At 71.0% G+C, this 13984-nt stretch carries 17 protein-coding genes and 1 tRNA gene; 3 read left to right on the top strand and 15 right to left on the bottom strand.

Going from position 1 to position 13984, the window contains the following annotated elements:
* Positions 1 to 108 precede the first annotated feature (108 nt).
* Positions 109 to 2640 (bottom strand): MFS transporter, encoded by a 2532-nt coding sequence (locus ACFW2E_RS13110; protein WP_384465705.1) that lies wholly within the window; start codon positions 2638 to 2640, stop codon positions 109 to 111.
* Between the two features lie 20 nt (positions 2641 to 2660).
* Positions 2661 to 3176 carry a MarR family winged helix-turn-helix transcriptional regulator gene (locus tag ACFW2E_RS13105; protein WP_384465703.1) on the bottom strand — a complete coding sequence of 172 codons (516 nt, stop codon included), beginning with the start codon at positions 3174 to 3176 and terminating at the stop codon, positions 2661 to 2663.
* A gap of 205 nt (positions 3177 to 3381) precedes the next feature.
* Here ACFW2E_RS13105 and ACFW2E_RS13100 point away from each other — a divergent pair, with 205 nt between their 5' ends.
* Positions 3382 to 3579: a hypothetical protein gene (locus ACFW2E_RS13100; RefSeq protein ID WP_384465701.1), complete on the top strand. Its 198-nt coding sequence runs from the start codon at positions 3382 to 3384 to the stop codon at positions 3577 to 3579.
* 54 nt (positions 3580 to 3633) lie between these two features.
* Here the strand turns inward: ACFW2E_RS13100 and ACFW2E_RS13095 are convergent, their stop codons facing one another.
* The 9 genes from ACFW2E_RS13095 to ACFW2E_RS13055 all read right to left on the bottom strand — a co-directional run bounded on the left by ACFW2E_RS13095 (position 3634) and on the right by ACFW2E_RS13055 (position 8982).
* The gene (locus ACFW2E_RS13095) at positions 3634 to 4380 is read right to left on the bottom strand and encodes a hypothetical protein (RefSeq protein WP_384465699.1); all 747 of its coding nucleotides are present in this window, start codon (positions 4378 to 4380) and stop codon (positions 3634 to 3636) included.
* A 61-nt stretch (positions 4381 to 4441) separates the two neighbouring features.
* Positions 4442 to 5353: an RNA polymerase sigma factor SigF gene (locus tag ACFW2E_RS13090; protein WP_384465697.1), complete on the bottom strand. Its 912-nt coding sequence runs from the start codon at positions 5351 to 5353 to the stop codon at positions 4442 to 4444.
* 267 nt (positions 5354 to 5620) lie between these two features.
* Positions 5621 to 6454 (bottom strand): RNA polymerase sigma factor SigF, encoded by an 834-nt coding sequence (locus ACFW2E_RS13085; protein ID WP_384465711.1) that lies wholly within the window; start codon positions 6452 to 6454, stop codon positions 5621 to 5623.
* Between the two features lie 183 nt (positions 6455 to 6637).
* On the bottom strand, positions 6638 to 6931 hold the full coding sequence (locus ACFW2E_RS13080) for a Dabb family protein (protein ID WP_384465695.1): 294 nt from the start codon (positions 6929 to 6931) through the stop codon (positions 6638 to 6640).
* Between the two features lie 11 nt (positions 6932 to 6942).
* Complete coding sequence (locus ACFW2E_RS13075) at positions 6943 to 7122, bottom strand: hypothetical protein (protein WP_384465694.1); 180 nt, start codon at positions 7120 to 7122, stop codon at positions 6943 to 6945.
* A 155-nt stretch (positions 7123 to 7277) separates the two neighbouring features.
* Positions 7278 to 7362 (bottom strand) — tRNA-Ser (locus ACFW2E_RS13070).
* Positions 7363 to 7441: 79 nt separating this feature from the next.
* Positions 7442 to 7873, bottom strand: coding sequence for a tRNA adenosine(34) deaminase TadA (tadA, locus tag ACFW2E_RS13065; RefSeq protein WP_384465692.1), 432 nt, complete (start codon positions 7871 to 7873; stop codon positions 7442 to 7444).
* 56 nt (positions 7874 to 7929) lie between these two features.
* Positions 7930 to 8457, bottom strand: a complete 528-nt coding sequence (locus ACFW2E_RS13060) for a hypothetical protein (RefSeq protein ID WP_384465709.1) — start codon at positions 8455 to 8457, stop codon at positions 7930 to 7932.
* Between the two features lie 312 nt (positions 8458 to 8769).
* Entirely contained in the window at positions 8770 to 8982 is a 213-nt protein-coding gene (locus ACFW2E_RS13055; protein ID WP_384465690.1) for a hypothetical protein, read from the bottom strand.
* Positions 8983 to 9077: 95 nt separating this feature from the next.
* On the opposite strand from ACFW2E_RS13055, the gene upp reads away from it, so the two are divergent.
* Complete coding sequence (upp, locus tag ACFW2E_RS13050; protein ID WP_384465688.1) at positions 9078 to 9713, top strand: uracil phosphoribosyltransferase; 636 nt, start codon at positions 9078 to 9080, stop codon at positions 9711 to 9713.
* A 39-nt stretch (positions 9714 to 9752) separates the two neighbouring features.
* On the opposite strand, the gene ACFW2E_RS13045 is transcribed toward upp, so the two are convergent.
* Both ACFW2E_RS13045 and ACFW2E_RS13040 read right to left on the bottom strand, forming a co-directional pair.
* On the bottom strand, positions 9753 to 10394 hold the full coding sequence (locus ACFW2E_RS13045; protein ID WP_384465686.1) for a LytR C-terminal domain-containing protein: 642 nt from the start codon (positions 10392 to 10394) through the stop codon (positions 9753 to 9755).
* Between the two features lie 133 nt (positions 10395 to 10527).
* Positions 10528 to 10824, bottom strand: coding sequence for a type II toxin-antitoxin system VapB family antitoxin (locus ACFW2E_RS13040; protein WP_003999914.1), 297 nt, complete (start codon positions 10822 to 10824; stop codon positions 10528 to 10530).
* 105 nt (positions 10825 to 10929) lie between these two features.
* Between ACFW2E_RS13040 and ACFW2E_RS13035 the strand changes: the two genes are divergently transcribed.
* Complete coding sequence (locus ACFW2E_RS13035; RefSeq protein WP_384465684.1) at positions 10930 to 12588, top strand: helicase HerA-like domain-containing protein; 1659 nt, start codon at positions 10930 to 10932, stop codon at positions 12586 to 12588.
* A gap of 205 nt (positions 12589 to 12793) precedes the next feature.
* On the opposite strand, the gene ACFW2E_RS13030 is transcribed toward ACFW2E_RS13035, so the two are convergent.
* Both ACFW2E_RS13030 and ACFW2E_RS13025 read right to left on the bottom strand, forming a co-directional pair.
* The gene (locus ACFW2E_RS13030; protein WP_384465682.1) at positions 12794 to 13114 is read right to left on the bottom strand and encodes a hypothetical protein; all 321 of its coding nucleotides are present in this window, start codon (positions 13112 to 13114) and stop codon (positions 12794 to 12796) included.
* An 80-nt stretch (positions 13115 to 13194) separates the two neighbouring features.
* Positions 13195 to 13863, bottom strand: a complete 669-nt coding sequence (locus ACFW2E_RS13025; RefSeq protein WP_384465680.1) for an HdeD family acid-resistance protein — start codon at positions 13861 to 13863, stop codon at positions 13195 to 13197.
* Between the last annotated feature and the right edge of the window lie 121 nt (positions 13864 to 13984).

Here is a 13984-nt window from a genome sequence, read left to right as displayed (position 1 = left end):
CCTTGTCTCATATGATCCCCGGCCGCCCCCGCTGGAGTTCCCCAGGAGGGGGCCGCCGGCGGCCACCGCGCAGTGCGCGGGCCCGCCGGCCCACGGGCCGGGGTGTGACTACTCGCCGGGGTGGGCGAGTTCGATGTCGTGGCCGTCGACTCCGGCGCCGTGCACCGCCAGGGCCGTGGCCACCGGCGGGTAGCCCGTCGCGATGACGGTGTACTCGCCGCCGTCCAGGTCGGCGAAGGCGTACGCCCCGTCCGGCCCGGTGGTGGCCGTGCCGACCACGTTGCCCGCCGCGTCCACGAGGGTGACGCGGGCGTCGGCCAGCGGGCCGTGCGGGGCCCGTACGACGCCCTGGAGCTGGGCGCCGGCGTCCAGGTCGACCTCGATCCGGGTGACGCCGGTGGTGCCGATCTCGACCGGCAGGGCGCGGGGCCGGAACCCGGCCGCGTTCACCGCGACGGTGACCACGCCCGGCACCAGCTCGGCGAAGCCGAACTCGCCCTGCTCACCGGTGGTCCCGGTGGCCAGCAGATCCCCGCGCACATCGGTGACGATCACCATCGCGTCCTTGACCGGCAGCGTGCTCCCGGCGGCCCGGACGGTGCCGCTCAGCCCGCTGGTGCCGCTGAGCAGGATGTCGTACGGCACCGGCTCGTCGCCGACGACGATCGTGGAGGCCTGCGGCTGGTAGCCGTCGGCGGAGGCGATCAGGACGTACGAACCCGTGCCCGGCGCGTCCACGGCGTAGGCACCGTCGGCCTGGGCGACCGAGCGGCCCAGCTGGCGGCCGGAGAGGGAGATCAGGGTGACGGCGGCCTGGGCGACCGGGGCGCTCTCGGCACCGCGGACGAAGCCGTGGACCGGGACGCCGCCGGAGGCGGGCTGCGCGGGGGCCGGCACCGTGGCGACGGCGGTGAGCTGCGGTGCGGTGGCCGTGGCCGTCGCGGTGCCGTCCTGTCCGTCCAGGACGGGCGCGGCCCAGCTCGGCACGTTCTCCTCGGCGGGCTCCGCCACGGGGGCGGCGGCCGTCGCCGTCTCGGCGGCCTCCTCCTGCGCGGCCTGGGCCAGCGCTCCGGACGTCCGCAGCGGGACCTCCTTGATGAACAGGCAGAGGACCAGCGCGACGAGCGCGAACGGTGCGGCGTAGAGGAAGACGTCCGCGATGCCGTGGCCGTAGGCGCCCTCCAGCCAGTTGCGGACCGGCTTGGGCAGCGCGTCCATGTCCGGCAGCGAGTTGCCGCCGACGGCCTTGGCGGCGGCCGCCTGCGCCTTCGGGCTCAGCTCGGTGACGGTGTCCTTGGCGTAGTGCGTGATCCGGGTCGACAGCACCGAACCGAGCACGCCGACGCCGACCGCACCGCCGAGCGAGCGGAAGAAGCTCACCACGGACGAGGCGACGCCGAGGTCCTGCGGGGCGACCTGGTTCTGGGTGGAGAGGACCAGGTTCTGCATCATCATGCCGACGCCGATGCCCAGGAGCGCCATGTAGACGGAGAGCTCCCAGTACGGGGTGTCGTACCGCATGAGGCCGAGCAGGCCCAGGCCCGCGGTCAGGAAGACACCGCCGGCGACGAGCCAGCCCTTCCAGCGGCCGGTCTGGGTGATGAAGCGGCCCGAGACCATGGAGGAGACGAACAGACCGCCGATCATCGGGATCGTCATGACGCCGGACATCGTCGGGGACTTGTCACGGGCCAGCTGGAAGTACTGCGAGAAGAAGACCGTGCCCGAGTACATGCCGACACCGACGAACAGCGAGGCCATCGAGGCCAGCGTGATGGTGCGGTTGCGGAACAGGCGCAGCGGGATGATCGGCTCGGCGGCGCGGGACTCGGTGAGCACGAAGAGCAGCGCGAGCACGACCGTGCCGCCCACCATGGTGCAGGTCTGCCAGGAGAGCCAGTCGTACTTGTCGTCGGCGAAGGTCACCCAGATCAGCAGCAGCGAGGCGGCCGCGGTGATGAAGAAGGCGCCGGTCCAGTCGACCTTGACCTTCCGCTTGGCGACCGGCAGGTGCAGCGTCTTCTGCAGCACGACCAGCGCGATCAGCGCGAAGGGGATACCCACGTAGAGGCAGTAGCGCCAGCCGAGCCAGTCGGTGTCGGTGATGACACCGCCGAGCAGCGGACCGCCGACGGTCGCGACGGCGAAGGTGGCGCCGGTGTAGCCGGAGTACCGGCCCCGCTCGCGCGGGGAGATCATCGCGGCCATGATCACCTGGACCAGGGCGGACAGACCGCCGGCGCCCAGGCCCTGCACCACACGGGCGCTGATCAGCATCGCCGGGTTCTGCGCCAGACCGGCGATGACCGAGCCGATGACGTAGATGACCAGGGATATCTGGACGAGGGCCTTCTTGCTGACCAGGTCGGCCAGCTTGCCCCACAGGGGCACCGAGGCGGTCATGGAGAGCAGCGCGGCCGTGACGACCCAGGTGTAGGCGGACTGGCCGCCGCCCAGGTCCTTGATGATCGTCGGCAGTGCGTTGGTGACGATCGTCGAGGAGAGGATGGCGGCGAACAGGCCCAGCAGCAGGCCGGAGAGGGCCTCCATGATCTGCCGGTGCGTCATGGGGGCGTGCTCGGAGCCTCCCCCGTGCTTGGCGTGGGCGGCCCGCACACCGGCTGGTGTGGTCGTTGCCATGGGCTTCCTTCTCTTACTGGTTATGCGGGTGTACGGGTGGTCGTTGTCGTCGCGAGTACGGGTGGTGCGGCGGCTGCGGCGCCGGACCGCGTGTGTCCGTGTCCGGTGCGGCAGTCGCCGAAGCTCTCCCTGAGCCGCGTCATGAGCCGGATCAGCTGGTCGACCTCGTCGTCGGTCCAGTCGCTCAGCCGCTCGGCCAGCAGCTCGGTGCTGCGCCGGGAGAGCTCGCAGAGGGTGGCGCTGCCCGCGGGGGTGAGGCGCAGGATGCGCGAGCGCTTGTCCGCGGGGTCGGGGGACCGTTCGATCCAGCCCCGCTCCGCGACGTGCGCGACGTGTCGGCTGGTCACGGACATGTCCACGGCGAGCAGCTCCGCGAGCTTGCTCATGCGCATGTCCCCGTGGCGGCCGAGCAGCGTCAGCACGGCTGCGGAACCGGCCGGGCAGTCGTGCGGAAGGATCCGCCCCAGGTCCCGTTTCACGGCTCCGACGGCGCTGAGCTGACGCGCCAGCTCCTCGAACTGCGCCTGCTCCGCCATCACACCTCCCGTATTCGTTGCTCGGGGCAACCATAGGCTTGCTTGGTTGCTGCAGGCAAACAAATCGGGGGTCGCCGGAATAAAAACTTGGCAAAGGCAAGTATTGCTGTCGTAAACACACAGGTGGGGATGGGGCAGATGGGTGGAAGTGAGGGGGCGGCCCCCCACTTGGGCCCGATCCGCGGATTCGCTAGTGTCTCGGGCCATGGCTAACACCCAGGGCCCCCAGGGCAACTACGACCCCGCAGGCAGCACCCAGATGTTCCGCGCGTTCGTCGACGAGGCCCCGCAGGGGGGCCCGCAGCAGGCGTCCGCCCCGGCGGGGCCCCGCGTCGGGCTGATCATCGGCGTCATCGTCGCGGTCGCGGTCGTGGCGGCGGTGGCCTGGCTGGCGCTCAAGTAGTACGGAGGGGCGGTACGGGCGCCGACGGCGTCGTCGCCGGTTCCGGCGGCACCGCTATTTCCACTGGACGGCCACGTCCCGCGTCTCGATGTGCATGCCCAGCGGCACGCGCCAGGCGTCGACGCACACCGTCCAGGTCTTCTCCCTGCCCGCCCCGGCCCCGATCGGCACCGGGAGCTCCTCCGTGGACTCGATCGTCGCCCAGTCGATGCCGAGTGCGCCGATGATGTGGGTGCCGAAGGTCACCGTGCCCGAACGGACCGCGGTTCCCCCGGAGTTGTCGAAGGCGACCGTCACCTTCTCGCACCAGCGCTTGTCCGTGGCCTCGCGTGCCGGGGCCTCCCAGGTCAGCGCGGCGGGGCTCGCAGGGGTCGTACGCGTGGGAGCCGGTGTGGTGGGTGCCGGTCGGGTGGGGGCCGACGCGGTGGGGGCCGACGCGGTGGCGGCCGGTGGGCCGGGCGTGCGGCCGGGGTGCGCGGGCGGGCCGGCCGGACCCGGGGAGCCGGGACCGTCGCCGGGGTCGGCGGGCTCGGGCGGATCCGCCTCGGAAGTCCCGGATGCGGTTGACGGGCCGGCCCCGGTGCCGGCCGTGCCGTCGCGCGGTGTGAGCGTCACCTTCCCGGTCGGTGTGAGCCGCGCCTGGGGCGAGGCCCCGGCCGGGCCGACCGCGACGTAGCCCCCGCCGCCGGCGCCGCCTCCGCAGGCCGCCACGACACCGCCCAGAACGACGACGGCCGCCGACGCTGCCGTAACGGCGCCCCGGCGGCCACTCGTCCATGTCGCCCATGTCGTCCGAAGCATCGCGCCATGGTGACTGACGCTTCGTCAAATAGGAAGCTCCGTGCGGAGCTTCATCACCGGTTCAGTCCGAGATGAGGCCCTCGCGCAGCTGGGCCAGGGTGCGGGTCAGCAGGCGGGAGACGTGCATCTGCGAGATGCCGACCTCCTCGCCGATCTGGGACTGGGTCATGTTGGCGAAGAAGCGGAGCATGATGATCCGGCGTTCGCGCGGCGGGAGTTTGGCCAGCAGCGGCTTCAGGGACTCGCGGTACTCGACGCCCTCCAGGGCGCTGTCCTCGTAGCCCAGACGGTCCGCGAGGGAGCCCTCGCCGCCGTCGTCCTCGGGGGCCGGGGAGTCGAGGGAGGAGGCCGTGTAGGCGTTGCCCACCGCCAGGCCGTCGACCACGTCCTCCTCGGACACGCCCAGTACGGCGGCCAGTTCGGAGACCGTCGGGGAGCGGTCCAGCTTCTGGGAGAGCTCGTCGCTGGCCTTCGTGAGGGCCAGCCGCAGCTCCTGGAGGCGGCGCGGGACCCGCACCGACCACGACGTGTCGCGGAAGAAGCGCTTGATCTCGCCCACGACCGTCGGCATCGCGAACGTCGGGAACTCCACCCCGCGTTCGCAGTCGAAGCGGTCGATCGCCTTGATGAGGCCGATGGTGCCGACCTGGACGATGTCCTCCATCGGCTCGTTGCGGCTGCGGAAGCGGGCCGCCGCGTAGCGGACGAGCGGGAGGTTGAGCTCGATCAGGGTGTCCCGGACGTAGGCACGCTCGGGACTGTCTTCGGCGAGTGCGGCGAGCCGCAGGAACAGGGAGCGGGACAGGGTACGGGTGTCGATGGCCTCCGCGGCTGCCGGGAGGGCCGGGGTCGGTGCGGCCTCGAGGGCCGTGGCCGTGACGTCGTCGAGCACGTCGAGAGCGTCGAGCTCCTTGGGCGCTGCCTCGCTCTCCGTGGGCGTGAGCACCTTCGAGCTGCCCTGTTCTGCGGACATGCCACCCCCTTTGGGTCGCGGGACGGTCGCGGCGGCGATCCCTTTCGAGGAACGCAGCCTTCACCTGAATACCGGAGCCGGAGCCGCGGCAAACGCGCTTCCCGCAGAATGTCACATGTCGGCAACACGCTGTAGTGACATGTCGACATGTGAGTTACGAATCAGCCCTGGAAAGAGGGGGTCTGACGCATTTTCGACGCTCAACTGTCGGGAACAGCCCTGGTGGGCGATTCGCTCGCGCCGGTGATGGCTCGATCCTGTATGCGGTTATGCGTCGATCCGGTTCGCCGAACGGAGCCGCTGGAAGCTACGCGCGAGTAGCCGGGACACGTGCATCTGGGACACGCCGAGTTCCGCGCTGATCTGTGACTGGGTGAGATTGCTGTAGTAGCGCAGCAGGAGGATTCGCTGTTCGCGCTCGGGTAGTTGGACGAGGAGGTGGCGGACCAGATCGCGGTGTTCCACGCCGTCCAGGGCCGGGTCCTCGTAGCCGATGCGGTCCAGGAGGCCCGGCAGCCCGTCGCCCTCCTGGGCGGCCTCCAGGGACGTCGCGTGGTACGAGCGCCCGGCCTCGATGCAGGAGAGCACCTCCTCCTCGCTGATGCGCAGCCGCTCGGCGATCTCGGCGGTCGAGGGGGAGCGCCCGAAGGCGGTGGTCAGGTCCTCGGTCGCACTGTTGACCTGCACCCACAGCTCGTGCAGCCGGCGCGGTACGTGGACCGTGCGGACGTTGTCCCGGAAGTACCGCTTGATCTCGCCGACCACCGTCGGCATCGCGAAGGTCGGGAACTGCACGCCGCGGTCCGGGTCGAAGCGGTCGATGGCGTTGATGAGGCCGATGGTGCCGACCTGGACCACGTCCTCCATGGGCTCATTGCGGGACCGGAAGCGGGCGGCCGCGTAGCGTACGAGCGGCAGATTGGCCTCGATGAGCGCCCCGCGCACCCGGTCGTGCTCGGAAGTGCCCGGCTGGAGCTCCTTGAGCTGTGCGAAGAGCACCTGGGTGAGGGCGCGGGTGTCGGCGCCGCGGCGCTTCTCGGGCGCGGCTGCGGGGGCGGGCGCCTCTTCCTGGGGCGGCGCAGTACTGGCCGACACGGTCAACGCCACCTCTTCATCGGTCAATCATCCGTCAAAAGCGGTCATAGCATCACAAGACATGTGCACTGTGTGCAAGCACCGCATAACGCCGTGTTGAGGGCAAGTTGGGGCATAAGATGCACTAAGGCCCCCCGCCGTTGCGGCGGAGGGCCAGTGGGGCTTGCGGCTCGGAAAGCGGCGTACGGCTCAGAATTCGTAGTCGGCGATCACCCACGTGGCGAACTCGCGCCACAGCGCGACGCCCGCCTGGTGCGCGGGGTGCTCCAGGTAGCGCTTGAGGGCGTCCCCGTCCTCGACCGCCGAGTTGATCGCGAAGTCGTAGGCGATCGGCCGGTCGCTGATGTTCCAGGCGCACTCCCAGAACCGAAGCTCCTCGATCTGGCCGCCGAGGGCCCGGAAGGCCTCGACTCCCGCCACGACCCTCGGGTCGTCGCGCTCGACGCCCTCGTTGAGCCTGAACAGCACCAGGTGGCGGATCATGGGCCTTCCCCTCAGTTCTTCGCTCCATTGGCGAGCCACGTCATGAAGTCGCCTATGGCCTTGGCGGCGTCCGAAATGCCCTCGAAGGCTATCTGGACGTAGTCCGCGGCCTTGGCCGGGTCGGTGATGATCACGTACAGCGCGAAGACCACGAGCACGTACACGGCGATCTTCTTGGCGTTCACCGCCACCGCGGCCTCCCCTGCGATTGCTGCGCCTCATGGGCCCCCTGTTGCCGGCGGCGAGTGTAACCCCGTGCCGACGGGGCTCACTTGGGGGTCCTCACCCGGTCGTTCCTCTTTCGAGTGCAGAAAGGGCCCCGTCTGTCGACGGGGCCCTTCTTCAGCGGTAGCGGAGGGATTTGAACCCTCGGTGACTTGCGCCACACTCGCTTTCGAGGCGAGCTCCTTCGGCCGCTCGGACACGCTACCGAGGGAGACCTTACAGCAAGGTGGGGCATGGTCTGAAATCCGTTTCCCGGTCCCCCGGAATCCGGGCTTCAACCCGGCCTCAACGGTCCCGGAAGAACTCCGTGAGCAGCCTGGCGCAGTCCTGTGCCAGCACGCCCTCGATCACCTCGGGCCGGTGATTCAGGCGCCGGTCCCGTACGACGTCCCAGAGGGAGCCGGCCGCGCCCGCCTTCTCGTCGCGGGCGCCGTAGACGACGCGGTCCACGCGGGACTGGACCAGTGCGCCCGCACACATCGTGCAGGGCTCCAGCGTGACCACGAGTGTGCACCCGGTCAGCCGCCACTCGCCCAGCCGTGCGGCCGCCCGGCGGATCGCGAGGACCTCCGCGTGCGCGGTCGGGTCACCGGTGGCCTCGCGCTCGTTGTGCCCGGTCGCGAGCACCGTCGTACCGTCCGGGGACAGCACGACGGCGCCGACGGGGACGTCCCCGTCCCGGACGGCCTGCTCGGCCTCGTCCAGGGCGAGCCGCATCGCGGCCCGCCAGCGGTCGCGGACCGGGTCCGGTGTCCTGTCCGCCTCCGGGGCGGTCAGCGGACGGTCTCCAGCACCTCCGAGGCGCCCAGGGCCTCGGCGATCGTGCCCAGAGCGTCCTCCGCGTCCAGCGCGCGCAGCTCCTTCTCGCTGACGCCCAGGTCGTCGAGGATCTCGCTGTCGCCCACCGGGCTGTGCGGCACCGAGTCGGCGGAGGCGCCGTCCTCGTCGTCGTCCTCGGACTCGCCGTCCTCGGTGCCGTCCAGGTCCAGGGCGTCCAGGTCGGGACCGTCGGAGCCGGGCTCACGGCCGAGCAGTTCGTCCGTGAGCAGCAGCTCGCCGTACGCGCTGCGGGCAGCGGCGGCGGCGTCCGAGACGTAGATGCGAGGGTCGTCCTCGCCGTCCACGCGGACGACGCCGAACCAGGCGTCCTCCTGCTCGATCAGGACGAGCACCGTGTCCTCGTCGGGATTGGCTTCCCGGGCAAGGTCGGCCAGATCCGACAGGGTTTCCACATCGTCGAGCTCTGTGTCGCTCGCTTCCCACCCGTCTTCGGTGCGCGCGAGCAGTGCGGCGAAGTACACCGTGACTCTCCCACTGGTCATAGGCGTGCCGGTTGGGGGTCCCCCCGGCGGAGGTTCTGGGCGGGGAGAGCTGTGCTCCGAGCCCCACCCACTCGGAATCGTGGCAGAAACAAGGCGTTCAGGGGACGTCTTCGGCTCCCTGTGTCCGGCAGTTTTGATCGCACGATGCAAAGACCGCACCCGTGATGTCCGTCAAGGAATCACCAGCGCACTCGTTGCCGCCACCTGCGGATCGTACGCGGCTTTTCGTGTCGTCCACGCACTGCCTTCCCGTGAACGCCGGGGCAACCCCCGATCTTTCCCACTGGTTTCCTACCAGCGGAACGTCCGCATGCGCAGCGCGTGCCGCAGCCGGGCCGCCTTGGCGCGGCGCGGCTTGACACGGTCGCGCAACTCCCGGGCCTCGGCGAGTTCGCGCAGGAACCGGGCCCGGCGGCGCCGGCGCTCCGCGTCCGTCTCCGGCGGCGACACGCCCGCGCCGGTCTCGCCGGGTGCCTCCGTGTCGCGTTCAGGCAGATCAGGCATCGGCACACCACCCCAGTACGTCCCTCCCACTTTCCCCCGGTCGGGCGGTTTGATGCCAGAGCGAGGGGTGGGGAAGCGCGGTTACTGTTGTGGACATGCGTCTCCACGTCGTCGACCACCCCCTGGTCGCCCACAAGCTCACCACCCTGCGCGACCAGCGCACCGACTCCGCGACCTTCCGTCGGCTCGCCGACGAACTGGTCACCCTGCTCGCCTACGAGGCCACGCGGGACGTGCGCACCGAGGCCGTCGACATCCGGACGCCCGTCGCGCAGACCACCGGCGTCAAGCTCGCCCGCCCCCGCCCGCTGGTGGTGCCGATCCTGCGTGCCGGGCTCGGCATGCTGGACGGCATGGTGCGGCTGCTGCCGACCGCCGAGGTGGGCTTCCTCGGCATGATCCGCGACGAGGAGACGCTGCAGGCGTCCACGTACGCCTCGCGCATGCCGGAGGACCTCTCGGGCCGCCAGGTGTACGTCCTGGATCCCATGCTGGCCACCGGCGGCACCCTGGTCGCGGCCATCCAGGAGCTGATCAAGCGCGGCGCCGACGACGTGACCGCGGTCGTGCTGCTGGCCGCCCCGGAGGGCGTCGAGGTCATGGAGCGCGAGCTCGCGGGCACCCCGGTCACGGTCGTCACGGCGGCCGTGGACGACCACCTCAACGAGCACGGCTACATCGTCCCCGGCCTGGGCGACGCGGGCGACCGTCTGTACGGGGCGGCCGAGTAGGGCTTGCTCGTCCGGGGCTGCCTGGCAGGCCGTGCGGCCTCAGCAGTTCTTCTTGGCGGCGGCGGACGTCGTGACCGGTTCGGCCAGCCTGGCCAGTGCCCGGTCGGCGTCCGCCTTCTTCGTCAGCGCCTTGAACTCGTCGCCGAGGATGAGGTCCAGGTCGGTGCCCTTGCGGGCCACGTCCGTGTGGCGCTCGGCGGTGGCCAGCTGGGTGGCGAGGACGGGCAGAGAGGAGTCGAGGGCGGAGGCGGGGCCGAGGAGGATCCCGGTGCCTTTGATCTTCTTGTCGAACTGCGACGAGGCGTTGCCCACGTCACCGATCTTGAAGCCGCGCTTCTTCAGCTCGTCCGCGGTGCTCTTGGCGAGGCCGCTGCGGGGCGTGGCGTTGTAGACGTTGACGGTGATGGTGCGCGGCTCGGGCAGCGCCGCCGGGGCGGAGGCCGACGGGCTCGCCTTGGTCTTGCAGCCGGCCTTGGAGCCGGCCGCCGAGGCCTTCTTGCCGCCACCGGTGAAGACGTCGATGAGCTGCAGGGTTCCCCAGCCGACGAGGCCGAGCACGGCGACGGAGGCCACCAGTCCGAACACAAGCCTGCCGCGCCGCCGGGGAGGGCGCATCCGCGGGTACTTGTCCCCCGTGATCCGGTACTGGCCGCCCATGCCGGGGGGAGTCAGCATGCTCATGGGCGCAGCGTAGTGCGCCGCGGCGGTGATTCCTACTAGATGATCATTCGACGCCGCGTGGGAGAACCCGAAAGGGGCAACCTTTTACCGGGGCGTGTCCGAAGAGGTGTCCCGAAAGGGGTGCCCCGGGGCGTCAGTCCAGCTCCAGCACGCGCGCGTGCAGCACCTGTCGCTGCTGCAGGGCCGCGCGGACCGCGCGGTGGAGGCCGTCCTCCAGATACAGGTCGCCCTGCCACTTCACGACGTGCGCGAAGAGGTCGCCGTAGAACGTCGAGTCCTCGGCGAGCAGGGTCTCCAGGTCGAGCTGCCCCTTGGTCGTCACGAGCTGATCGAGGCGGACCGGGCGCGGTGCGACGTCCGCCCACTGCCGGGTGCTCTCCCGGCCGTGGTCGGGGTACGGCCGGCCGTTTCCGATGCGCTTGAAGATCACACGGAAAGCCTACCGGTCAAGACGTTCCGGGCGCAGCCATGGCGGCGGAGTGCGACGCTGGAAATGACGTCGTAAATCAGGGCATACCGGGAACAGGGGCATGAGATGAGTGACCGCGATACCGTGCCGCCCACCACCGCTCCCGAGACTCCGGGACGCGCCGGCGCCCTCCCCGAGCAGGCCCTGAAGATCGCGTCCGGCTACGCCTTCGCAGGTCCGGCGCTGGAGCTGGGGGCCCTCGTGTGGGACGGGCTGTGCCTTCCCGACGCGCAGATCCGCATCCCGCTCTCGGTGCTCAACCGCCACGGCCTGGTCGCGGGCGCCACCGGTACCGGTAAGACCAAGACGCTCCAGCTGATCGCCGAGCAGCTCTCGGCGCAGGGCGTGCCGGTCTTCATGGCGGACATGAAGGGCGACCTGTCCGGGATCTCGGCGCCCGGGCAGCCCGGCGAGCGGGTCCGGGGCCGCGCGGCGGACGTCCACCAGCAGTGGACCCCGGCCGGCTTCCCCGCCGAGTTCCTGGCCCTGGGCGGCATCGGCCACGGCATCCCGCTGCGTGCCACGGTCACCAGCTTCGGACCGGTGCTGCTGTCCAAGGTGCTCGGGCTCAACCAGACCCAGGAGCAGTCGCTCGGCCTGATCTTCCACTACGCCGACACCAAGGGCCTGGAACTCGTCGACCTCAAGGACCTCAGGGCGGTCGTGGCGTTCCTGACCTCGGACGAGGGCAGGCCGGAGCTGAAGGACATCGGGGGCCTGTCCACCGCCACGGCCGGGGTGATCCTGCGTACCCTCACCGCCTTCGAGGCGCAGGGCATGGCCGACTTCTTCGGCGAGCCGGAGTTCGACACGGGCGAGCTCCTGCGCACGGCGCCGGACGGGCGGGGCATCGTCTCCGTCCTGGAACTCCCCGCCGTGCAGGACAGGCCGCAGCTGTTCTCGACGTTCCTGATGTGGCTGCTGGCCGATCTCTTCCACGACCTGCCCGAGGTCGGCGACATCGACAGGCCGAAGCTGGTGTTCTTCTTCGACGAGGCCCATCTGCTGTTCAACGGTGCCTCCAAGGCGTTCCTCGACTCGATCACGCAGACCGTGCGGCTGATTCGCTCGAAAGGGGTCGGCGTCTTCTTCGTCACGCAGACCCCGAAGGACGTGCCGTCCGACGTTCTCGCCCAGCTCGGCAACCGGGTCCAGCACGCCCTGCGCGCCTTCACCCCCGACGACCGGAAGGCCCTGAGGGCCACGGTGCAGACCTTCCCCGACTCCCCGTACGACCTGGAGGAACTCCTCACCGGCCTCGGCACCGGCGAGGCGGTCGTCACGGTCCTGAGCGAGAAGGGCGCGCCCACCCCCGTCGCCGCGACCCGGCTGCGCGCGCCGCGGTCCCTGATGGGTCCGGTCGACGCCGCCGCGCTGGACCGGGCGGTGCTGTCGTCCTCGCTCCACGAACGTTATGCACAGGCTGTGGACCGCGAGTCGGCGTACGAGAAGCTGACGGCGGCAGAGCACGGTGCCAAGGGGCCGGACGAGATGCGCGGTGCCAAGGGGCCGGACGAGATGCGCGGTGCCAAGGCGCCGGACGAGATGCGGGGCGCCAAGGGGCCCGACGAGATGCGGGGCGAACCGAAGGCCGGACAGCGGCCGTCGGCCGTCGAACAGCTCGTCGGCAGCGCGATGTTCAAGTCCCTCGCCCGGTCGATCGGCACGCAGATAGGCCGCGAGATCACGCGGTCCCTGTTCGGGACGGCGCGGCGGAGACGGTAGCCCGCCCCCGCCGCGCGGCCAAGGTGGCCGCTCCCGCGGATCAGCGTCCCCGTTCCTCGCGGGGCTGTTCGCGCGGGGGTTCCGGCTTGGACTTGGCCGTACTGCGGGCGGCCTCGGCGCGCAGCAGGGCGCGCAGGACCGCGTACGGGTCTGTGGGCATGACAGTGCTCCTTGCGTCGAACCGACTGACCTGGTGCGGGGTCTGTCAGCAGCGCAGGACCACGGAGCGAAGGCACTGCAGGGCGTGCGGCGGCCGCCGCACGGCGGCCGGCGGCCCGGGAAGCCGCTCCGCGACGGCGGCCACCCGGTCGGGCGAGGACGCGGGGCGCGCGGGGACGGCGGGGCGGGGGGTGGTGCGGGAGGGAGGCCGAAGTGCCGTGTCGAGGGTGTCGTGGTCGACGATGTCGGCGGCCACGACCGGTGCGACGTGCATCTCGGCGCGGGCGCCCGGCACCAGCAGGACGAGCAGCAGCACGAGCACCCGCGGCCAGGTGCGGCCGCGCCTCGGGCGTCGTGTGGTGCTCATGGGAGGTCATCTCCCCGCCGGGCGCACGGCGTTCATCGTGGCGACCCCGAGTTCCGCTCGCACGGCGTACGGACGGTCCGTCACAGCGTCCGCGGAATCAGCTCGGCGTGGCTGCGGATCCGGAAGGCGGTGATGATCTCGACGATGCCGACCGCGACCAGCCAGATGCCGCCGATCAGGGTGAGCACCGCGACCGACGTGAACGGCGAGACGATCAGCACGATTCCGGCCAGGAAGGTGACGATCCCGAGGAAGACCTGCCAGCCGCGGGCCGGCACGGAGGCGTCGGAGGCGGCGGCCAGGGTCTGGGTGATCCCGCGGATCAGCCAGCCGATGCCGATCCACAGGGCCAGCAGCAGGATCGACTGCATGGGGCCGCGGAAGCAGAACAGGCCCAGCAGGATCGACAGCGCGCCGCTGATGAAGGCCAAGACACGCAGCCCCGTGGCCTTGTGCGTGCCGAAGGCGGAGACCAGCTGGAACACGCCGCTGACGAGGAGGTAGATGCCGAAGAGGACACCGGCCGCGAGCAGGGAGGGGCCGGGCCAGATCAGCACCAGGACGCCCAGGATCAGCGAGGCGATGCCGGTGAGCAGGACGACCTGCCAGGCGGCCTGGGACAGGGCGTGCAGGGGTCCCTCGAAGGGCGGCTCGGGCTCGTTGTGGCCGCGCGAGGCGTGCATGGCGTGGACCTTGCGGTCGTCGTACTCCCGGCCCCCGGGGGAGCCGCTGCTCGGTGGCTCGGTCATGCTCCATGCTCAGACCGGCCCCGGGGGGGGGCCCGCCCCCCCCGCGGGCCCCCCCCACCACGCCGGCGGGAGAACCCCCGCGCCCCGGCCCCCCGGGGGCCGCCCCGCGACCGACCCAGTG

Source organism: Streptomyces sp. NPDC058964, assembly GCF_042741275.1.
Classification (GTDB): domain Bacteria; phylum Actinomycetota; class Actinomycetes; order Streptomycetales; family Streptomycetaceae; genus Streptomyces.
The sequence above is the reverse complement of the archived record's forward strand: the minus strand, read 5'-3'. Positions and strand labels throughout refer to the sequence as shown.